The organism is Frankia sp. R43, assembly GCF_001306465.1.
Taxonomy (GTDB): Bacteria; Actinomycetota; Actinomycetes; order Frankiales; family Frankiaceae; genus Parafrankia; species Parafrankia irregularis.
In genome coordinates this window covers 1,982,053-2,002,804 of sequence record NZ_LFCW01000001.1, presented here as the reverse complement: position 1 = coordinate 2,002,804, position 20,752 = coordinate 1,982,053, and the positions used below count along the sequence as shown (strand labels likewise).

12 protein-coding genes are annotated in these 20,752 nt (G+C 69.6%); 7 read left to right on the top strand and 5 right to left on the bottom strand.

What is annotated here, in order from left to right:
- Positions 1 to 100 precede the first annotated feature (100 nt).
- Positions 101 to 823, bottom strand: a complete 723-nt coding sequence (locus ACG83_RS07665) for a glycosyltransferase (RefSeq protein ID WP_235497761.1) — start codon at positions 821 to 823, stop codon at positions 101 to 103.
- A 424-nt stretch (positions 824 to 1,247) separates the two neighbouring features.
- Here ACG83_RS07665 and ACG83_RS07660 point away from each other — a divergent pair, with 424 nt between their 5' ends.
- Genes ACG83_RS07660 through ACG83_RS07645 form a run of 4 tightly spaced genes read left to right on the top strand, consistent with a single transcriptional unit; the run spans position 1,248 to position 7,822 of the window.
- Complete coding sequence (locus ACG83_RS07660; RefSeq protein ID WP_054565295.1) at positions 1,248 to 3,668, top strand: glycosyltransferase; 2,421 nt, start codon at positions 1,248 to 1,250, stop codon at positions 3,666 to 3,668.
- Entirely contained in the window at positions 3,668 to 5,557 is a 1,890-nt protein-coding gene (gene asnB, locus ACG83_RS07655) for an asparagine synthase (glutamine-hydrolyzing) (protein ID WP_054565294.1), read from the top strand. The genes ACG83_RS07660 and asnB overlap by 1 nt, the downstream gene beginning before the upstream one ends.
- On the top strand, positions 5,554 to 6,429 hold the full coding sequence (locus tag ACG83_RS07650; RefSeq protein WP_054565293.1) for a glycosyltransferase: 876 nt from the start codon (positions 5,554 to 5,556) through the stop codon (positions 6,427 to 6,429). The genes asnB and ACG83_RS07650 overlap by 4 nt, the downstream gene beginning before the upstream one ends.
- Positions 6,430 to 6,466: 37 nt before the next feature.
- Positions 6,467 to 7,822: an acyltransferase gene (locus ACG83_RS07645; RefSeq protein WP_054565292.1), complete on the top strand. Its 1,356-nt coding sequence runs from the start codon at positions 6,467 to 6,469 to the stop codon at positions 7,820 to 7,822.
- 102 nt (positions 7,823 to 7,924) lie between these two features.
- Here the strand turns inward: ACG83_RS07645 and ACG83_RS07640 are convergent, their stop codons facing one another.
- The 4 genes from ACG83_RS07640 to ACG83_RS07625 all read right to left on the bottom strand — a co-directional run bounded on the left by ACG83_RS07640 (position 7,925) and on the right by ACG83_RS07625 (position 11,556).
- The gene (locus tag ACG83_RS07640; protein ID WP_091281767.1) at positions 7,925 to 8,464 is read right to left on the bottom strand and encodes a DapH/DapD/GlmU-related protein; all 540 of its coding nucleotides are present in this window, start codon (positions 8,462 to 8,464) and stop codon (positions 7,925 to 7,927) included.
- Positions 8,461 to 9,909, bottom strand: coding sequence for an O-antigen ligase (locus tag ACG83_RS07635; RefSeq protein ID WP_083473049.1), 1,449 nt, complete (start codon positions 9,907 to 9,909; stop codon positions 8,461 to 8,463). Before ACG83_RS07635 ends, ACG83_RS07640 begins: the two co-directional genes overlap by 4 nt.
- Complete coding sequence (locus ACG83_RS07630; RefSeq protein ID WP_054565290.1) at positions 9,906 to 10,799, bottom strand: hypothetical protein; 894 nt, start codon at positions 10,797 to 10,799, stop codon at positions 9,906 to 9,908. Before ACG83_RS07630 ends, ACG83_RS07635 begins: the two co-directional genes overlap by 4 nt.
- 169 nt (positions 10,800 to 10,968) lie before the next feature.
- A complete protein-coding gene (locus tag ACG83_RS07625; RefSeq protein WP_006544151.1) occupies positions 10,969 to 11,556 on the bottom strand; it encodes a hypothetical protein in 588 nt (195 codons plus the stop codon).
- A 263-nt stretch (positions 11,557 to 11,819) separates the two neighbouring features.
- Between ACG83_RS07625 and ACG83_RS07620 the strand changes: the two genes are divergently transcribed.
- From ACG83_RS07620 to ACG83_RS07610, 3 genes are all read left to right on the top strand, one after another.
- Positions 11,820 to 13,052 carry a glycosyltransferase gene (locus ACG83_RS07620; protein WP_152991266.1) on the top strand — a complete coding sequence of 411 codons (1,233 nt, stop codon included), beginning with the start codon at positions 11,820 to 11,822 and terminating at the stop codon, positions 13,050 to 13,052.
- Between the two features lie 41 nt (positions 13,053 to 13,093).
- Positions 13,094 to 15,274 carry a DUF4082 domain-containing protein gene (locus ACG83_RS07615; RefSeq protein ID WP_054565288.1) on the top strand — a complete coding sequence of 727 codons (2,181 nt, stop codon included), beginning with the start codon at positions 13,094 to 13,096 and terminating at the stop codon, positions 15,272 to 15,274.
- 585 nt (positions 15,275 to 15,859) lie between these two features.
- On the top strand, positions 15,860 to 20,719 hold the full coding sequence (locus ACG83_RS07610) for a DUF4082 domain-containing protein (protein ID WP_063793024.1): 4,860 nt from the start codon (positions 15,860 to 15,862) through the stop codon (positions 20,717 to 20,719).
- The last annotated feature ends 33 nt before the right edge of the window (positions 20,720 to 20,752 follow it).

Sequence of the window (20,752 nt, the reverse complement as noted above, 5' to 3'; positions counted from 1 at the left end):
CGGTCCTCAAGAACTGGCACATATTCGACCGTTTCCGCGGCTGCCCACGCCGCGTCGGCATCTTCGCCCAGGCCGTCCTCGTCCTCTCCAGTGAGGGCCTTTAGGAAAATCGACTTTGAAAAGGCTCGATGTCCACGCCGTCCTGGGGGCCCATGATGCCCAGATAACAGACGAGGTGCTCCCGACCGAGGCGGAGCTCGGGCTGCGCCGGCCCGGGCTTCATCCTGGTCGTGTCGGGACCACTGCGCACCACGGTGGTGTTCTCGAGGGTGCGGTGGCCGCGCCGCATCGCGATCGCGCGATAGGACTCGTTTGTGGAGATCACATGGTCCGCGACCCGGTAGGTCGCGCGCTCCAGGCCGAGCAGCGCCTTGAAGATTTTCTTGGACGGCTTCTCGAAGCGGGCCAGGTAGATCTCCGGGCAGAGGTCGTGCTGGTCGTAGACGAACCGGACCCCGAAAAGCCTGGCGATCAGCCCCAGCGGGGCATAGGTGTCCGGCGGGTTGCAGGCCTGCACCACGGAGAACGGGCGGGTGAGGAAGATCCGCGTGAACAGCAGCGCCGTCCGCAGCCAGCAGTAGACGAACTCGTTGATGTAGCTGGCGAAGCCGTTCGCCTGCGCCGGCGGGCGGTACTTGTAGAGCCACACACCGTCGAGGAGTTCGCGGGACGGATCCCCGGGGCCCTTGGGGCAGATGACGGAAACCTGGTACCCGGACCTCACCAGCGCCTGGCATTCCAGCCAGACCCTGCGGTCCAGCGGAACCGGAAGATTCTGGACGATTATCAGGACATGTTTACGTGCTAACGTTCCCAAAGCCACTGCTCCCCCCAACGCGGCGGCACCGTGGAACTCGGCTGCTGAACATTCGTGTGTCTAAGGTTCGGGTGGTGTGTTGAACTGCAACCGTGTAGATGCCTCTACATGAACTGACCGACTGCGACAAGTCACCGGTTATCGCAGGCAGTAGTAGTTGTCTGGTAGCTAGTATGGTCCAGCAGCTACCTGGTCTACTGACCTACCTGGTCTAGTCGGTACATGATGCCGAGCCGTACGTGAGCCTAGCTGGTACGTGATCTGGGCTGGTACGTGATCTGGCCAGCCTGCCGGATCACCCACTTCAGGGCATCCGGCGGATGACGATAGCGGACGGCCCCCTTGGGGGCAAGGGCGGCCATACCCGTACTATGACCCGGGCGCTGCTCGCTGCTCGCGACTGGCAGCGTTCGGCTATGGGGGGATGGCCATGGATGTTTGCGAGGTAAGTCCGTCCGCCGAGGGTGGAGCGGCCGCGTCCGACCTGCCGCTCGTCTCGGTGGTCATCGTTACCTTCAACAGCGCGCCGGTCCTGGCTGAATGCCTGGCGGCCCTGCCGGCGGCGTGCGGTCGGGTCCCGGTCGAGACCCTCGTCGTCGACAACGCATCCAGCGACGCGACGCTTGAGGTTGCCCGGGCCGCCGGCGATGGCATCAGGATCGTCTCCACCGGGGGGAACGTCGGCTATGCGGCGGCGATCAACCGGGGGATCCGGGCGGCCTCCTCGCCGGCCTCCGCGGTGCTCGTCCTGAATCCCGACATCAGGCTCCGTCCAGGGGCCGTTCCCGCGATGCTGGAGCTGCTGGAGCGACCCGGTACGGGCGTCGTCGCGCCCAGGCTGCTCGGGGCCGACGGCACGCTCGCGTTCTCCTTGCGCAGGGAGCCCTCCGTCGGCCGGGCCTGGGGCGAGGCGTTGTTCGGTGGCCGGGCCGGCCGGTGGCCGGCGCTGGGTGAGGTGGTTGTCGCGCCGGGTGCCTATGAGGCGCCGAGCGAGGCGGACTGGGCCACCGGTGCCGCGCTGCTGGTCTCGCGGCAATGCCTGGAAGCCGTAGGGGACTGGGACGAGGCGTACTTCCTTTACTCCGAGGAGACCGATTTCCTGCTGCGGGTCCGGGAGGCCGGTTTCCGGCTGCGTCTCGCGCCGGCCGCGGTGGGCGTGCATCTCGGCGGGGAGTCGGGCACCTCGCCCGCGCTGTGGACATTGCTCACAGCCAACCGGCTGCGGCTGTTCAGGTCCCGGCACGGCCTCGCGGCGAGTGCCGCGTTCACCGCGGGGGTTCTCACGGGCGAGCTTCTTCGGGCCGCGTCCGGCCGGGCCATCAGCAAGGCGGCGGTGAAAGGGCTGCTGACGGCGAGCCAGCCGCGGCTGGTGGAACGCGCGGGCGGCAGGCAGCCGGGGGCGGTGGCCACCGGCAGCCGCGGCGGTCGTGGTGGTCGTGGTGGCAGTGGCGGTGATGGCGGCGGGCGAGCTGGTGCCCGAGGGCCGCGGCTCGCGAACCGGATCCCGGCCGTGATTCCGCTCCCGGTCCGTTCCGCCGGCTCTCCCGGGGGCGCCGGCACGCGGACCCGGGCCGTGCCGGCGGGGCACGCGCTGCCCGCTGACGTCGCCGGCGCTCCGCCGATCGTGTGCTTCTCCGGCCAGGACTGGTGGTATCACAACCGGGCCCACTCGGATTTCCAGCTCATGACCCGGATAGCCGCACAGCGGCCGGTGCTCTTCGTCAACAGCCTGGCTGTGCGCATGCCGTTGCCGGGTCGTAGCACCCAGCCGCTGCGGCGGATAGCGCGGAAGGCGAAGAGCATTTCGCGCGGGGTCAGAACACCGCGTGCGGACCTTCCGGACCTCCATGTCCTCTCGCCGGTTCTCCTGCCCCTGTACGGCAGCCGCGCGGGGCGGGTGGTGAACGCCTGGCTGGTGCGTTTTCAGGTGGCCCGGGTGGCGAAGCGCCTGGGGCTGCGTGCGCCCGCCTATTTCGTGACGATGCCCACGGCGTGGGACACTGTTCGCCCGCTCGCGCGGTCGGGCCTCCTTTACAACCGGTCCGACAAGCACTCCGAATTCACCGAGAGCAACGGTGCGGTGGTGGCCGCGCTGGAGGACGAGCTGCTGCGGCACAGCGATCGGGTTCTCTACGTCAGTCACGAGCTCATGAGCCGGGACGGCGCGGCGGTGGCGGACCGGGCGCACTTTCTCGGGCACGGCGTCGACCTGGCCCACTTCAACGCGGCAACGGCCGGTCCAGCCCCGGCCGACATCGCCCGCATCCCGGGGCCGCGGATCGGTTTCTTCGGTGGGCTCGACGACTACACGGTCGATTTCGACCTGCTCGAACAGGTCGCGGCCCAGATCCCGACCGCGAGCCTGGTCCTCATCGGTGACGCGACCTGTTCGATGCGCCGGTTCGAGGCCTACTCGAACGTGCACTGGCTCGGATTCCGCCCCTACGAGCAGATCCCGGCCTACGGTGCCGCGTTCGACGTGGCGATCATGCCGTGGCTGCGCAACGAGTGGATCCGGTTCTGCAACCCCATCAAGCTGAAGGAATATCTGGCTCTGGGGCTGCCCGTCGTGACCACGGACTACCCGCAGATCGCCAGTGACCGCGATGTGGTGCGGGTGGCGGGGAGTCCGGAGGAATTCGTCCAGCTCATCCGGGACTCCATCGCCGACGGCGGGCCCGGCGACCCGGCCGGCCGGCGCCGCCATGTCGAGCGCGACTCCTGGGACGCCCGCGCCGAGGAACTGCTCGAGCTCATCGACAGGATTGCCAGCGAGACCTCGGCGCCCGGCCCGGCCGGCCGGCCGGGCCGGCGGGCGATCGCCGGCGGTAACCCGCACCGGGCCGGCTGATGTGCGGCATCGCGGGTATCGCCCGTTTCGACGGCCAGCCGGTTGATCCGGCGATGTTGTCGACGATGACCGGGTTACTGGCCCATCGTGGACCCGACGCCGAGGGCTTCTGGGCGCAGGGGCCGGTGGGATTCGGGCACCGCCGCCTGTCGATCATCGATCTCGGCGGCAGCGCGCAGCCGATGGCCTCGGCCGGCGGCCGGCACCACATCTGCTTCAACGGCGAGATCTTCAACTACCGGCAGCTGCGCGAGCAGATGTCCTATCCGTTCCAGACCGGTGGCGACACCGAGGTCGCGCTCGCCGTGTTCGCGGAGAAGGGCATCGACGGGCTGAGCCGCCTCGTCGGCCAGTTCGCGTTCGCCGTCCATGACGCGGACAGCGGTGGCCTGACCCTCGTCCGGGACCGGGTGGGCGTGCTGCCGCTCTACTACTACCTGGACGGCTCGCAGCTGGTGTTCGCCTCGGAGATCAAGGCGATCCTGCCTGCGCTGCCGAAGCCGCCAGCCGTGGACCACGCCTCGGTCGCCGACTACCTGGCGGGCCGGTCCGTCCCGGCGCCGGCGACCCTGTTCGAGGGGGTCCGCAAGCTGCTGCCCGGCCACGCGCTCAGCGTGGCCCGGGATGGCCGTTCCACGATCAGGCGTTACTGGTCGCCGCCGCTGGCCACGGAGGAACTGCCCGTGGACCCCCGGCAGGCGGTCGACCTGGTCGACGCCGCCCTGCGGCGGGCCGTGGAACGGGCGACTGTCGCGGACACCCCGGTGGGTGCCTACCTGTCCGGCGGTGTCGACTCCAGCCTGGTGACGGCGCTGATGAGCCAGCGGACCGACGAGCCGGTCCACACCTTCTCCGTGGGCTTCGGGCCCGGCCAGCACGACGAGCGGCCGATGGCCCGCCTGGTCAGCGACCAGTTCGCCACCCGCCATCACGAGATCGTGGTGAAGCCGAGTGACTTCGCCGACCTGTGGTCGACCCTGACCTGGCACCGGGACGCCCCGGTGTCGGAGCCGGCGGACATCGCCGTCCACCGGCTCGCCCAGCTCGCCAGGGAGCACGTGCGGGTGGTGCTGTCCGGCGAGGGCGCGGACGAGCTGTTCGGCGGCTATCCGAAGTACCGGCTGGCCACGCTGACCTCCCGGATCGGGATCGTTCCCGCCGGCCTGCGCGGGCCGCTGTTCGACGGGGTCCAGCGATCCCTTCCGGCGGGCGCCAACCGGCTGCGCATCGCGCTGCGGGCGTTGGGGGAGAGGGACGAGCGGGCCCGTCGCGACGGCTGGTTCGCGCCGTTCACCGAACGGGAGCGCAACCGGCTGCTCGGCATCGCCCGTGGGGAGCCGGGCCGGCTGTTACCGGCGACCCGCAACGATCCGCTGCGGGGCATGCTCGAGGCGGACCTGCTCGGCTGGCTGCCCGACAACCTGCTCGAGCGCGGTGACCGGATGACGATGGCCGCCTCGGTCGAGATGCGGCCACCGCTGTTGGACCACGAACTCGTGGAGCTCGCGTTCCGGCTCCCCTCGTCGGTGAAGGTGCGGGACGGCCGCGGCAAGTGGGTGCTCAAGGAGGTGGCGCGCCGCTACCTGCCGACGCTGATCGTGGACCGGCCCAAGGTCGGCTTCCGGGTGCCGTTGGCCGACTGGTTCCGCGGCGATCTCTCCGACCTCGCCGCGGACATGCTGACCAGCAACGGGTCCTTCGTCGGCGGCCTTCTCGGCACGGCACCCGTGCGGCAGTTGCTCGCCACGCATCAACAGGGTCGGCGCAACGAAGAGATCAGGATCTGGACCTTGCTGTGTCTCGAGGTCTGGCATGAGGTCTTCTTCCGCCGACCGGATCGGATCGGATCGGATCGGACTGGATCGGCAGCGCCGGGGGGCGGGGCATGAGTGAGCCACAGACGGGCACCGGACGGGTGTCGGCGAGTGTGGTGGTACCAGCCCACAACGAGGAGCGGGTGATCGGCCGGCTCCTGTCGAGGATCGTCAGCGCCGGCCCGGACGACACGGGCGCGGTTTTCGACGTGGTGGTGGTCTGCAACGGGTGCAGGGACCGCACCGCCGAGGTCGCCTCCTCGTTCGGGCCGGGCGTACGTGTGCTGTCCACCGACGTTCCGTCGAAGATCAATGCCCTGCGGATGGGGAACGCCGCCACGGACGTCTTCCCGCGGATCTACGTGGACGCGGATGTGGAGATCGACCGGGCCGGGCTGCTGGCGCTGGCCGAGGCCGTCGACGGCGGTGGCTACCTCGCGGCGGGGCCGGAACGGGTTCTGGACCTCGCTGGCTCGCCCTGGCTGGTGCGTGCCTACTACTCGGTGTGGTCGCAGCTGCCGGTGGTGTCGAACGGGCTGATCGGCCGCGGGGTGGTCGCGGTGAGCGAACGAGGCCACCAGCGCATCGCCGCGCTGCCCGACGTCGTCAACGACGATCTCTACCTGCACCGTGCTTTCGGGCCGTCCGAACGCACGGTCGTGCGCTCGGCACGGTCGATGGTCCATCCTCCGCGTAAGGTCGCCGACCTGCTACGCCGCCGTGCCCGGGCTTCCATGGGCAACGCGGAGCAGTCCGGTTCGCGGGCTCGGGAGGAGAGCACCGCCAGCGCCCGGGCGGTCGCCGGGATCCTCCGGCGGGAGCCGGCCCAGGCACCGGCGGTCGCCGCCTTCGTCGCCATCACGCTGGGCGGGCGTCTGTGGGGCCAGGCGCGGGCCCGCCGCGGCGGCACCCCTGTCTGGCTGCGGGACAACAGCAGCCGGGCATGATCACAGGTGATGGCAGCGGGGGGACGGTAGTGGCGCGATGACGACCCATCGGGAAGGCTTCGAGTCACCCGCCGCAGTGCCCGATCCCGGGGCCGGCCCCGCTTCCGTCGATCAGGCCACGGTGTGGGTGCCCAGACGAGCCCTCCCGGGCTCGGAGGCCGCCGAACGGACGATGACGATTCCGAGGTTCGCCCGCGCCACCGGCGCGGGTGCGGATGCGGATCAGGCCCGTCCGGCCGCTGGAAAGGCACCCGAGAAGGTACATGGAGCCACCGCGTGGCTGGACGGAGTGCGCGGACTGGCGGCGATGTTCGTGGTTCTCCATCACTGCTGGCTGATTGTCTTTCCGGGATTCCCGCGAAACAACGGCCCGTGGTATGTCGGATGGCTGCTCTACGGCCACCTGGCAGTGGTGGTCTTCATCGTGCTTTCGGGCTACTCGCTCGCCCTCGCGCCAGCGGCGAACGGCCACCGGCTCAAGGGTGGCTGGCGCACCTTCGCCCGGCGCCGGGCCTGGCGGATCCTGCCGCCCTACTGGACCGCGCTGGCGATCTCCGTGCCGGTCGCGATCTGGGTCACCCACAGCGTCAGCGGCACCGGCGCCGGAATCCGCGCGTTCTTCGTGCACTTCTCGATGCTGCAGATCGTGGTGGACACCGAGCGGCCGAACGGCACGTTCTGGTCGATCGCGGTCGAGGTCTGGATCTATTTCCTGTTTCCGCTGCTGTTGCTGCTCCGCCGGCGGCTGGGCCCGGTGGCCATGGCGGTCGTCACCGTCCTCGTCGTGTGTGGCCTGAAGGTCGCCCTTTCGCACACCCCGATGCTCGCCACGAAGTACGGGCAGCTCAGCCCGCAGATGCTGGCCTGCTTCGCGCTCGGCGTGCTCGCGGCCGACTCCTCGCGGGCACCGCGGATCGCGGGACGCCGGGTTCCTCTGCTCGGGCTCGCCGGCCTGCTGATCGCCGCCTGCGTGGCGGGCTTCGCGGTCATCGGCTCCGAGGACATCGTGAACAACTACTTCTGGGTCGACGTCCTCGTGGGCGTCGTCACGGCTGTGGCTTTCCGTGGCCTTGCCGCCGCGCCGACATCCCGGCTGCGTGGGGTGCTGGCGGCCCGCCTGCTCACCACCCTCGGCATGTTCGCCTTCTCCATCTACCTGATCCACGTGCTGATCCTGGAAACCCTCTGGTTCCACCTGGTGCAGGACCTGGCCTCAGGAATGGCGGCGCTGGCCATCATCATGGCCCTGACGATTCCGACGGTCCTGGTCGTGTCCTATGGGTTCTTCAAGCTGTTCGAGGCGCCGTTCCTGCGCGCCCGCTCCTGGGCTGATGTTCGTGCGCTGCGCGGCCGGGCCGGCGGCGGGCAGCCCGTTCCGCCCCGGGTCGCCTGAACTGTCTGCCGGCCGGGGGGCGTACTGTCTGCCGGCTGGGGGCCGTCGTTCGTCCGGTCAGCTCGTCGTTCGTCCAGCCAGGTCAGCTTGTGGCCTGTCAGGTCAGCTCGTGGCGCGCGGCGGCAGATCACGGACCCGGCGGGCCGGAATGCCGGCGTAGAGCCCGTCAGCCTCGCAGTCCGCGGTCACGACGGCGCCCGCGGCGATGACGCACCCGTCTCCCACCGTGACGCCTGGCATGATCGTCACACGGGCGCCGAGCCAGCAGCCGTCGCCGATCACGATCGGGCGCCCGGCCAGCGCCCCCGCGCGTGACCGTCCGGTACCGGGTTCGTGGGTGCTGGTGCACAGGAGCACCTGCATGCCGAGATGGCAGTCGGCACCGACCGTGATGTCCGCGAACGAGTCGAAGAAACAGCCGCGGTTGACGTACGTCCGGGGCCCGATCGAGACGTTCCGGCCGCCGAACCAGCAGCCGGGGGAGATCGCGGCTCCGGTCACCCGCATGCCGGTGCGGTGCAGCAGCTGCGCGCGCAGCGGGCGCGGGGTCACCGGGGCGGCGAGCGCGCCGTTCAGGACGACGTCGCGGACCATGTCCCTGGCCACCTGGCGGGCTCGGGCGGCCGGTCCCGGTGCGGTCATCGGGCGTTGTTCCTCTCGCGGTGGGCCGGCTGCCGGGTAAGGCGCCAGGCGGCGCCGCAGCAACCGAGCAGAAGAAAGGTCAGGCTGGCGATCAGTGAGAAGCTCAGTGCGTCGAAGGTGGCGTAGCTGAGCATCACCGCGAACACGCTGGCGGCCAGCGCCCGGATGAGGTCCTTCGTCCGCTGGTCGGGGGCGCGTCGCAGGGCGATCACCGCGCAGGTCAGCGGGATTGCGAACAGCAGTATGAGTACGACCATGCCGACCGCGCCGATCTCCACCAGGCTGCCCAGGTACTGGTTGTCCAGGGTGCGGTAGATGTTCGGCAGGAACGTGCGGAATCCTCGGCCGAACAGCGGGGACTGGTCGAAGTAGTGGCCGACCGTCGCGTAGTCACTGGTCCGGCCCGAGGTGCTCGGATCCTCGGAGATGCCGGCGAACATGCTTCGCACGGTGCCGAGCAGGCCGGGCACGGCCAGTCGCATGATCACCAGGAAGACCGGCGTGATGATCAGCGCCCGCACGCGGATCCGGGACGACCAGCCGGTGAACAGGACGATGAAGGTGACCGTGGCGGCGAGCAGGCCGCCGCGGGACAGGGTCATCGGCAGCGCGACCAGGAGCATGACCACGCCCACCCAGCGGAGCCGACCACGCAGGCGGGTGGCAGCGGGCTGCAGGGCGAAGTGGAGGGCGAACGGCAGGATCGCGGCGAACACGACGCCGGCCTCGATCGGATGGCTCGCGGTCGCCTTGATCCGGACGAAGTCCGACCGGGTGCTCAGCTCGTCGAACGCCGCGATCGGCTGCAGGCCGGGCGGCTTGACCGCGGCGAGCGGATTGAACCCGGTGTAGAACTGCACCAGCCCCAGCAGGCCGAGCAGCCCGCCGCCGATGGCCAGGCGCCGCAGCAGGGTCTCCATCCGATCGAGGCTGCTCACCCCGTCGCAGGCGATCAGCATGATCCCCAGCCAGCACAGGGTCGCGATGAGGCCCCGGTCGGCCGCGCGGATCTCGACCGCGGACGTGACCCGGCCATTGGACGCGGTGTAACTGAGCAGGACCACGACCATGAACATCAACGCGGCGACGCGCACCGGGTTCGCCGCCTGGTCCAGGCCCAGAGCCGGATGCAGCCGCCCGCCGAGCCAGCACAGCAGGCCGGCGAGACCGATCAGGTTGGCCGGTGTCGCGGCCGAACCGAGCGAACCGATCACCAGCTGCGCGGACAGGCCCAGCAGCAGGAACAGGAAGAGCGTGAGCAGGCTGACCGTGTCCAGGTGCGAGGTCGACCGGAGCCAGGCCGGGGCCGACGCCGCTGCCGACGCCGACGTCGGGGGCGCGGCCAAAGGGGTGGACGGGGCCGGAGCCAGGGCCGCGCCGGGGCCGCTGGCGCGAGATGTGGTGGCCGGGGGGCTGGTAGCGGACCGCGACGTTCCGCTGATCATGACTTTCGGTCGCTGCCAAGCGGTCGGCGGTCGTAGCCCGACTGCGGGTCGTCGTCCAGTGACATGGGACGCCGCAGCGGAATGCGGTAGGTGCGTTCGGTGTCGTGGTCCGAGCGACCCTGCGGTGCCCCGTCGAAGGTGCTCGGCTCGTCGTATCGCTGGCGCTCGCGGTGCTCCTGCGGCCCCGCGGCCGGGCGCCGGGGGCGCCCGATCTCCCCGTAGCCGTCACTGTCGGTCGGCGCGGACGGCCCGGTGGGTGACATCGGGGCATCGGCGTCACCGGCAGGCCGCGGCGAGCGGAACCGGTCGAACAGCAGAACGCCCAGGAAGGTGAGCAGGCAGCAGACCGCGAAAGCCATCGCCGCCTGCGTGTAGCGGGCCTTCTTGGTGACCGTGACCACCGGCTCCTCGGTGATCTTGTTCAGGACGAACCACGACGACCGGGGCGCGCCGCCCTTCTCCTGCTCCTGGTCCAGCACCTCGCCGAGCTTGGTGACGACATAGTTGACGGTGGTCACGACCGCGGCCCGGTCGGGTCCCTCGGCCTGCACGTTGAGTACCGGGCCGGCGGCGTCGGTGGGAATACCGATCATGTACCCCGCTGTGGCCCCGTGCTTCACGGCTTCGTCAACGGCTTCGGCCGTGCTGGTCAGGCGGCTGATCACCTCCGCCGTAATGCGCAACGACTGCCCGAATCCCAGATACGGATTGTCAACCTTGCCGGTCTCCGCGGAGACGGCCGACGGCAGAAGGAAGACCTGGGACGATCCCTGATAGCTGACGGGGGTCATCACGAAGGCGCCGATCGCGGCGACCACGGTCAGAGCAACTCCAGCGGCGGTGAGTCGCCACCGCCGGAGCAGAATCGTGAGCGGTCCGTTCAGTTGCATTACGTGTTCCCCCCGGTGCCGATCCGGAAGACCTGACTTCCTGAACGCGGCGGAAGCTGTGGACGGGTAGGCGCCGTCACCGACGGCCTCGAGTGCAACCTTTGCCGTTCCCATGGTCGCAGCAACGGCAAAGATGTGGTTTGAGCTGGGGCTTGCCGCGGGGGAGCGCTCATCGCGGCCGCGCTCGCCGGAGGCTGGTGCCCACGGCCGCGGTGACGAGAACGGCGACGAGGAGAACTCCCAGGGCTGCCCGCGGGCGACTGCCGCCGGCATAGGACGCCGGGCCTGCCGGGCCACTGGAATCCTTGCCGGCTCGCGGCAGCGGCACCAGGACGATGCGCTTGGCGTCGGGAATTCCGTCCTGCCAGATCTCGAGCCGCTTCGACAGCTGGCTGACGACCGCGTTGACCGTGTCACGGGCCACCGCGCCGTCGCTGTCCGCGGAGACAATGTTGATGATCGTGCTGCGGCCGACGATGTCCGCGAACGGCTCGGTGCTGTTGCGGGAGAAGGCAAGCTGAAAGTCGGTGACCTGCTCGGGGCCGAGCGCCCCGGGCCGGGAGAGCTCCGAACGGGCGTAATAGATCAGCAGCTCGCCCGCGAACTGGGCGTTCAGCGCGTCGTCGCGGCCCTTGTCCACACGGAGCACGACGGCCACGCTCGCCGACTGGGGTGCCGGACGCATGAATAACGTGACGGCACCCAGCACCGCCCCCACCGCCAGCACGGCGGCCAGCGCAACCCGGGCCCGCCCCATTCCGTCCCCCCAAGGCGCCCTCGCCGGTCCGGCGGCGTCAGGCGGAAGTATCCGTTCCCGTGAGCTTCGCATGGCAGAGTGGATCTCGCCCCCTGCTGCGGAGATCCAGTCCGTGAAGGTGACGGGCCGGCGTCATCTGTTCGGCTACCACCATAGGGCAGGTACTCGGGAGGGCGCACAGCCGGTGCTCCCTGACGGGATACCGGTCGGTTACCATCGGCCACGCATTCATTGGCGTGGATGCGCAATCGGAGGGGGGACCGATGAGCCGCGCTGTGCGTGCGCCCGACCTGGCAGGGGCTGCTCAGTGGCGTCAATGCGTCACCGTGTGTGCGACCAACCGCTGGGATGGCGTCAAACTACACGACCGCTCACTCGCGGAGCAGTTGGCCCGCCACGTACCTGTTCTGTATGTGGACCCGCCGATCTCACCGGCGACGCCGAGGCGCCGGGCGGACATCGCCGCGCCTGCCGCGCCCAGGGTACGCATGGTGGCGGACAACCTGGCACAGCTGGCGCCGGTGGTGCTGCCCGGGCTGCGCCGGCGCGGCGTCGCCACGGCGAACTCGGAGATCGTCCGCCGCCAGATCAGACGCGCCGTTCGTGACCTCGGTGTACCCGTCGCGGCGCTGGTGGAGGCGGACGTGCTGTTCCCGGCCTTCGGGGCAGCCCGGGAACGGCTGCGCGTCTACTGGGCACAGGACGACTACGCCGGCGGTGCGGCGCTGCTCGGGCTCGACCCGGTGCGGGTGCAGGTCGCCGAGGTGCGGGTGGCGGCGAAGGCGGATGTGGTTATTACCGCGAGTCCCGTCGTTCATGACAAACTGACCGCATTGGGTGCGAGCCCGATCCTCATTCCGTATGGTTGTGATCCCGAGGCGTTCGCCGGCGTGGAGACCGCGGCGGATCCGGAAGACGTGGACCTTCCCGGCCCGGTTGCCGGTCTGGTCGGGCATATCAATGCGCGAATAGATCTCGGTCTGCTGGAAGCGGTTGCCGAGGCCGGTCATTCGCTGCTTCTGGTCGGCCCGATCGATCCAACGTTCGAGCCGGATCGGATGCGGGCGCTGCTCGGCCGCAAGAACGTCGTATCGGTGGGGCGGAAGCCCGCCGAGTCGCTCCCGAGCTATCTGAAGGCCATCGACGTCGGCCTCGTGCCCTATGCCGACACCGCCTTCAACCGTGGTAGTTTTCCACTGAAGACCCTCGAGTACCTCGCAGCGGGGCGGGCGGCTGTGTCGACGGATCTGCCGGCTACCCGTTGGTTGGATTCATCGTTGATAGTCACTGCTACCACTCCGCCAGAGTTCGAGGCAGCTGTAGCCGCCGAGCTGCAACGCGAGCGGTCCGGCCAGGCGGCCGCCGCTCGTCGCGCGTTCGCGGAAAGCCACAGTTGGGCTCGTCGGGCCGCTGATTTCGCCGCAGCGATCCGGGTCACACGACCTGACGGTTCCGTGTCCATCTCCGGGGGGGACCGACCGGGAGGCACGCAATGACCGCGAGTAATACGTGGAGCGAATTTCACGTTTCAGCAGAGATGGCCGACCGGGCGGAGGCCGGTCCGGTCACCGGCACACCGGTGCCGGACGGCACCGCGACCGGCGCTGACCTGGCCGGATTCAATCCGGCTGGTCATGATCTGACGGGCGCCGGTGTGGCGGGTTTCGGTACGGCTGGTCATGATCTGACGGGCGCCGGTGTGGCGGGTTTCGGTACGGCTGGTCATGACCTGGCAGGCGCCGATCTGGCGGGCGCTGAGATGGCCGCTTTCGGTACGGCCGGTCACGAGCTTGCGGATCATGATCTGGCGGGCGCTGGCGTGGTCGGTTTCGATCCGGGTGGCTATGAGCTGGCCGACTATGCGGCGGCCGGTTTCGATCCGGATGGCTATGACCTGGCGGACCATGACCTGGCGGACCATGACCTGGCGGAGCATGACCTCGCGGGCGCTGACCTGGCTGGTCCCGATCCTGCCGACTTCGATCCTGCCGACCTTGAAGTCGCAGCCCTCGCATCGACCGCCTCCGGCCGGCAGGGCGGCGCGCGGCCACCAGGCAGAGGCGGGCGCCGACGAAGGCAGCGGGGTGCCGCTGCGCCGCGCCCGGCCCGCAGGCCGAGCCGCCGCCTGTCGATCATGCTGGTCGTGGCCCTGGCGGGCGGTCTCGTCGGCCTGGTGGTAGGGCTGCGGACGGCGTCGGACAACCTGACCGTGGCGGAGGCCGGCCGGTCGGGCAGGGGGTCGTCCGGGCCGGTCAGCCTGTGGAACGGGCGTGGGGCGCTGACGGTCGAGACCAGCCCCGACACCCGCCAGGTGGTGCTCGGGCTGCGGTTCCGCCCAGAGGTGTCCGGGCGGATCTCCGCGCTGCGGGTCTACCGCCCGACCGCGGGCGGCGGCCCGAACACGGGTGCGCTCTGGTCCGGTGACGGGCGGCAGCTCAGCACGCTGACGATTCCCAACAGCGACCAGGCCGGCTGGCGCCGCGGGGCGTTCGAGCGTCCGGTCGCCGTTCAGGCCGGGCAGACCTACGTCGCCGCCTACCAGGTCGACTCCGGCGGCTATGTCGATCAGGTCGACTACTTCGGCGCCGGAAAGGTCCGCAAGGTCGGGCCGCTCATCGCGCTCGCCGGGGTGTACACCTACCGCGCCGCGGCCTTCCCCGACGAGACCTGGCGCGACAGCAACTACTACGTGGACGTCGAGTTCCAGCCGGTTACCTCGGGGGCGGGAGCCCCGGTCACCGTGCCGCCCTCGCCGGGCCCGAACGCGACCGCGCCCGCGTCACCGGCCGGGTCCGCCGGCCCGTCCGCCAGCGCCACGCCGGGGGCGACCACCACCGCGTCGGCGACACCCACCGGTCAGGCGCCCGCGCCGGCGGGCGGTGGTGCGACGGTCCCGCAGGCCACGCCGCAGACCTCCGGTGTCTCCGCGCCGCCCAGCGCCTGGCCTGGCCCGGACAGCACCGGGGTCAAGCCGGGGGTGGCGCTGACCCCGTCCGGATCCATCACGGTCACCAAGGACAACACCGTGATCAGTGGGCTGGACATCACCGGCACCATCACCGTGCGGGCCAAGAACGTGACCATTCGGAATGTCCGGGTGCACGGCTGTGGTGACCGCGGCGCGATCGACGCCGGCTACGTGGAGGACAGGGTCGGCCCGACCCTGGTCGAGGACGTCGAGGTCAGCGGCGACGGGCTGGCCTGTGACCGGACCGGCGTCGGCAACTCGAACATGACCATCCGGCGCGCGGACATCCACGGTTTCCGGGCGGGTATCTATTCGGACGGAAACACGGTCGTCGAGAACAGCTGGGTGCACGACCTGTACTCCAACCACTCGTCCCACATGGACGGGTTCCTCTCGAACGGCGGTTCGAACCTCACGCTCGTCGGCAACAACATCGAGTGCGCGGTTCCGGACGGCAATGACATGTGCTCGGGTTCGGTCGGCCTGTTCGGAGACTTCGCGCCCATTCAGAACGTGCTGATCCGGTACAACCTCTTCAACACCCAGGGGGCCTACTGCGTGTACGGGGGCTCCGGGGCGCAGAAGGCGTTCCCGCTCGCCAGCAACGTCCGCATCCTCGACAACACGTTCGGTCGGCGGTACCACCCGACCTGTGGAACCTACGGAACGATCGCGGGCTTCGAGTCCGTCAACGGGAACCAGGCCTCGGGCAACGTCTGGGTTGACACGGGAGCGACGGTCACTCCCTGAGTACTGCGCCGTCACCGACTGATGCGGTGGCGGCGGGCTGGCTGGTATCGCGAGGTGGGTGGCGCTCGAGCCACCCACCTCGCTGCGTTTCCGGCCAATATCGGCAACAATCGACAACAGATGAACTGCGTTCGAGCGATGGTATGTGGCGGTTTGCTCGCCGACGGTTGGTGCGCTACCGTGTCGGATCGCCGCAGCGGCACCCAAAAGGGGGGGTGTGTCGCGTGGCCTCGGGGGGGTCCGAATGAGTGTCAGCCAGCTGTCGCGGCAGATGTCCGCGCGTGGTGGTCGGCTGTGCGCGTTCCGCCGCCGTGTCGCACCTACATGACTTCCCCTGAACCGTCCACGATCTGAGATCGACGTGCGCGTGCCGGGGGATGACGGCTTCGACGACCCCTCCCACCCGCATCCGACAAGGCTCCAACCCGAATCTGTCGCCTAGGCCGGACCTGACCCGGCGGCCGGGGCAAGGGCGCGGTACCCGTCCCGGAAAAGTGGGAGATCGTCATGCAGTCTCGTCGGCGCGTTGCCAGTTCGTGGCGCCGTGGATCGACCGGTCCGTCGCCGCGCCGTCGGCCGGGTGTGATGGCCCTGGCGGCGGCGGTGCGGCTGGCGCCGCGTCGGGTGGCGGTTCTCGCCCTGCTGGTGGCGGCCTCGCTGGTCGGCTTCACCGTGATGCCGGGCACCCAGACGCTCCCGGCTGCCGAGGCCACCACCACGGGTCCCTGCGACGCCCCCGTGAACCCGATTGTCTGTGAGAACAGCCTGCCCGGCACGGCGCCGTCCGAGTGGAAGCTTTCCGGGGCCGGTGACCCGACAATTCAGGGCTTCGGGACGCAGATCAGCGTCAACAAGGGCGAGACGATTCACTTCAAGGTGAAGACCGACGCCTCCGCGTACCGCATCGACATCTACCGGATGGGTTATTACCAGGGCAACGGTGCGCGCAAGCTCGACACGATCACGCCGAGCGCCGCCCTGCCGCAGGCTCAACCGGCCTGCTACACCGACAACACCACCCATCTGGTGGACTGCGGCAACTGGGCCGAGTCGGCGTCCTGGGCGGTGCCCTCCACCGCTGTCTCCGGCATCTACTTCGCGATCCTCCACCGGGAGGACACCGGCGGCGAGGGCCAGATCACCTGGGTCGTCCGGGACGACTCCAGCCACAGCGACGTCCTGGTGCAGGCCTCGGACACGACCTGGCAGGCGTACAACTGCTACGGCGGGTACAGCCTCTACGAGCTCGGCGACGACTGCCACCAGGCGAAGAAGGTCAGCTACAACCGGCCGTTCGCCACGCCGCAGAACAAGTTCCAGGACTGGGTGCTCAGCGCGGAATACCCGATGATCCGGTTCCTGGAGGCGAACGGGTACGACCTGAGCTACACGAGTGGCATCGACGCCGACAAGTCCGGTGCGCTGCTGCAGAACCACAGGACGTTCATCTCCTCCGGGCACGACGAGTACTGGTCGGGCGCACAGCGGGACAACGTCGAGGCGGCTCGCGACGCGGGAGTGAACCTCGCCTTCTTCTCCGGTAACGAGGTCTACTGGAAGGTCCGCTGGGAACAGAGCATCGACGGTTCGGGCCAGGCGTACCGGACGATGGTCTGCTACAAGGAATCCCGGGACAACGCGAAGATCGACCCGTCCAGCGAGTGGACCGGCACCTGGCGTGACACCCGCTTCTCCGCGACGTCGGACGGCGGGAAGCCCGAGAACGCGCTGACCGGCACGTACTGGGTCGTCCAGAGCGACTACCACGACATCCAGGTGCCGGCGGACGACGGCAAGATGCGGTTCTGGCGCAACACCGGTGTCGACGAGCTCGGCGACGGCCAGGTGGCCACTCTCGCGCCGAGCACCCTCGCCTACGAGTGGGACACCGACATCGACAACGGGTTCCGGCCCGCCGGCCTGTTCCAGGTCGCCCACTCGGACGTGGCGAACGCGACGTCGGTGGTGAAGGACGCCTACGGCAACGTCGTCTCGCCGGGGTCGGCGTCGCACGCGATGACGATGTACCGCGCCGCGAGCGGCGCGCTGGTCTTCGGCGCCGGCACCATCCAGTGGTCCTGGGGCCTGGACCAGGCCAACCCGAACAACACCGCGCCCGACCAGCGGATGCAGCAGGCCACGGTCAATGTGCTCGCCGACATGGACGCCCAGCCCGACACGCTGATCAGCGGGCTGACGGCGGCGACCAAGTCGACGGACCACACCGGGCCGACCGTCACCATCACCTCACCCACCAGCGGTGTCGCGCACGCGAACGGAGCCACGGTGACCGTCTCCGGGACGGCGGCCGACTCCGGTGGCGGTGTCGTCGGCGGTGTCGAGGTGTCCATGGACGGCGGTGCCACGTGGCACCCCGCCAAGGGGCGTGAGTCCTGGTCGTACACCGGCACGGTCGTCGGCGTCGGGGCGGTGGCCATCCAGGTCCGCGCCTCGGACGACAGTGGCAACATCGGCGCGGTCGCCCAGGTCGCGACCACGGTGTCCTGCCCCTGCACGATCTTCCCGACCGACGCCGTCCCGGTGAACCCGGCGACGAGCGACGGCTCGGCCATCACCCTGGGCGTGAAGTTCACGTCGACCATGGACGGCTCGATCACCGGTGCCCGTTTCTACAAGGGCGCCGGCAACACCGGCACCCACACGGCGACCCTGTGGACGGCCGACGGCACCCTGCTGGCGAGCGGCACCTTCGCCGACGAGACCGCGAGCGGCTGGCAGACGGTCCTCTTCCCGCAGGCCGTGGGCGTGTCGAAGGACCTCACCTATGTGATCGCGTATCACGCTCCGTCCGGCCACTACGCGGCCGATGCCGGTGTCTTCACGAACGCGGGCACCACGGGCGTTCCGCTGAAGGCCCTGCCCGGCGGTCCCACCGCGTCGAACGGGGTGTACCGCTACGGAGCGGCGGGGCAGTTCCCGAACCAGTCGGTCGCCGCGGTGTCCGGCCAGATCAACTCCGCCTGGAACTACTGGGTCGACGCGATCTTCTCCGACGCCTCGGCGGCGGATGTCACGCCACCGTCGGTGACGGCGCGCACTCCGGCGTCCGCCGCCACGAACGTGGACCCGGCCACCACCGTGACCGCCACGATCTCGGAGGACATCACCAGCGGGAGCGCCTCGTTCGTGCTCCGGGACGCGGCCAACGTCGTGGTCCCGTCGACGGTCGCCTTCAACGCGCAGGAGCGCAAGCTCACCCTCACCCCGAACGCGACCCTGGCCAGCGGCAGCACCTATACCGCGGTGCTGTCCGGTGCCGCCGATGCCGCGGGCAACGTCATGAACCCGGTGTCGTGGTCGTTCACCACGGCCGGCCCACGCACCTGCCCCTGCACCATCTGGGACGCCTCCGCCACACCGGCGGTGCAGGCGAGCCCTGAGCAGTCCGCGATCGAGCTCGGGGTGAAGTTCCAGGCGACGAGCGACGGCTGGATCTACGGGCTGCGCTTCTTCAAGGGAGCCGGCAACACGGGCACCCACGTCGGGTCGCTGTGGGACGCGGCCGGCAACAAGCTGGCCTCGGTGACCTTCACCGGCGAGTCGGCGACCGGCTGGCAGCAGGCCTCGATCTGGCCGCCGATCGCCGTGACGAGCGGAACGACCTACACGGCCTCCTACTACGCACCGGTCGGGCACTACGCGTACACCACCGGCGCCTTCGCGACGGCCGGTGCCGGCACCGCCCCGATCCGGGCGCTGTCGAACACCGACGCCGGCGGTAACGGTGTCTACAAGTACGGTGCGAGCGGCCTGCCCACGAACACCGCCCAGGCGGCGAACTACTGGGTGGACGTCGTCTTCGACACCACCGCCCCGAGCGACTCGGTGCCGCCCGTGGTGGCCGGTGTGACCCCGGCGCCCGGTGCGACGAACGTCGCAGCGGGCACGCCGATCACCGCGACGTTCAGCGAGGCCGTGCAGCCGAGCACCATCTCGATGGTGGTGAAGGATGCCGCCAACAACACCGTCGCGGGCACCGTCAGCTACGACGCGCCGACCCAGACCGCGAAGTTCACCCCGACCGCGTCGCTCGTCACCAGTGCCAGCTACACGGCGACGGTCTCGGGCGCGAAGGACCTGTTCGACAACCCGCTGGACGGGCCGCAGACGTGGAGCTTCACGATGGCTCCGCCGTCCTGCCCCTGCACCATGTTCGGTTCCACCACTCCGGCCCAGATCGCGGGTGACTCGCAGGCCATCGAGGTCGGCATGAAGTTCCGGGTCGACCAGCCCGGCTACATCAGCGGCGTCCGGTTCTACAAGTCCACCGGCAACACCGGCACCCACCTGGGCAGCCTCTGGTCGGCGACGGGCACCCGGCTGGCTACCGCGGTCTTCACGGGCGAGACCGCGTCCGGCTGGCAGACCGTCACCTTCGCCTCCCCGGTGGCGGTCACGCCGGGCACGACGTACGTCGTCTCGTACCACTCCAACACCGGCTACTACGCGGCCACGGCCAACTACTTCACCAACCCGCCGGTGAGCGCCTCGCCGATGGTGGTGATGGCCAACGGGGCCGACGGCCCCAACGGTGTCTACGCCTACGGCGGCACGGCGTTCCCGACCAACACCTACCTGAGCGCCAACTACTGGGTGGACGCGGTCTTCGTCCTGAGCGGGTCACCGGACACCACCGCGCCGCAGATCACGAACCGCAACCCGGCGCCCGGCGCGACGAGCGACGCGTCGGCTCCGATCACCGTCACCTTCAACGAGCCCGTCAACCCGTCGACGATCGGCCTGACGTTGAAGGACGCGGCGAACAACACGGTGGCCGGGAACGTCAGCTACAACTGGGAGACCTCGACCGCGACGCTGGTGCCCAGCGGGGCGGTGTACTCGGGGCAACTGCACACGGTGACGGTCTCGGCCAAGGACCTGGCCGGCAACACGATGGCGGCGAACTCGTGGCAGTTCACCCCGGTTGTGACCTGCCCCTGCTCGATCTTCCCCGCGACGGCAACCCCGGCGGTCGCGGCCGCCTCTGACACCGCCGCCGTCGAGGTGGGTGTCAAGTTCCGCGCGGACCAGAACGGCTACATCACTGGTTTGCGCTTCTACAAGGGCGCGGCCAACACAGGTACCCACATCGGTCACCTGTGGGATGCAAGCGGTAACCTTCTTGCGACCGCGACCTTCTCGAACGAGTCGGCCTCGGGCTGGCAGCAGGTATCGCTCAGCACCCCGATACAGGTGACGGCGGGCACCACCTACGTCGCGTCGTACAACTCCTCGGCGGGCCGGTACTCCTACACGTCGAACTACCTCGACTCGACGACGACCAGGGCGCCCGTACGCGCGCTCGGTAACGGCGTCGACGGACCCAACGGCGTGTACAAGTACGGCGCTTCGAGCTTCCCGACCGGTAACGGGGGCAAGAGCAACTACTGGGTTGACGTCGTGTTCACCACCAGCCTGTCCTAGTGCCGCTCCTGACCTGACCCGAGCGGAGAGCAC

Coding starts and splice junctions, on each gene's coding strand:
- ACG83_RS07640 (WP_091281767.1), bottom strand. CDS start 8,464: ATGACCGCACCGGGACCGGCCGCCCGAGCCCGCCAGGTGGCCAGGGAC.
- ACG83_RS07625 (WP_006544151.1), bottom strand. CDS start 11,556: ATGGGGCGGGCCCGGGTTGCGCTGGCCGCCGTGCTGGCGGTGGGGGCG.
- asnB (WP_054565294.1), top strand. CDS start 3,668: ATGTGCGGCATCGCGGGTATCGCCCGTTTCGACGGCCAGCCGGTTGAT.
- ACG83_RS07615 (WP_054565288.1), top strand. CDS start 13,094: ATGGCCGACCGGGCGGAGGCCGGTCCGGTCACCGGCACACCGGTGCCG.
- ACG83_RS07620 (WP_152991266.1), top strand. CDS start 11,820: ATGAGCCGCGCTGTGCGTGCGCCCGACCTGGCAGGGGCTGCTCAGTGG.
- ACG83_RS07610 (WP_063793024.1), top strand. CDS start 15,860: ATGGCCCTGGCGGCGGCGGTGCGGCTGGCGCCGCGTCGGGTGGCGGTT.
- ACG83_RS07630 (WP_054565290.1), bottom strand. CDS start 10,799: ATGCAACTGAACGGACCGCTCACGATTCTGCTCCGGCGGTGGCGACTC.
- ACG83_RS07635 (WP_083473049.1), bottom strand. CDS start 9,909: ATGATCAGCGGAACGTCGCGGTCCGCTACCAGCCCCCCGGCCACCACA.
- ACG83_RS07650 (WP_054565293.1), top strand. CDS start 5,554: ATGAGTGAGCCACAGACGGGCACCGGACGGGTGTCGGCGAGTGTGGTG.
- ACG83_RS07645 (WP_054565292.1), top strand. CDS start 6,467: ATGACGACCCATCGGGAAGGCTTCGAGTCACCCGCCGCAGTGCCCGAT.
- ACG83_RS07660 (WP_054565295.1), top strand. CDS start 1,248: ATGGATGTTTGCGAGGTAAGTCCGTCCGCCGAGGGTGGAGCGGCCGCG.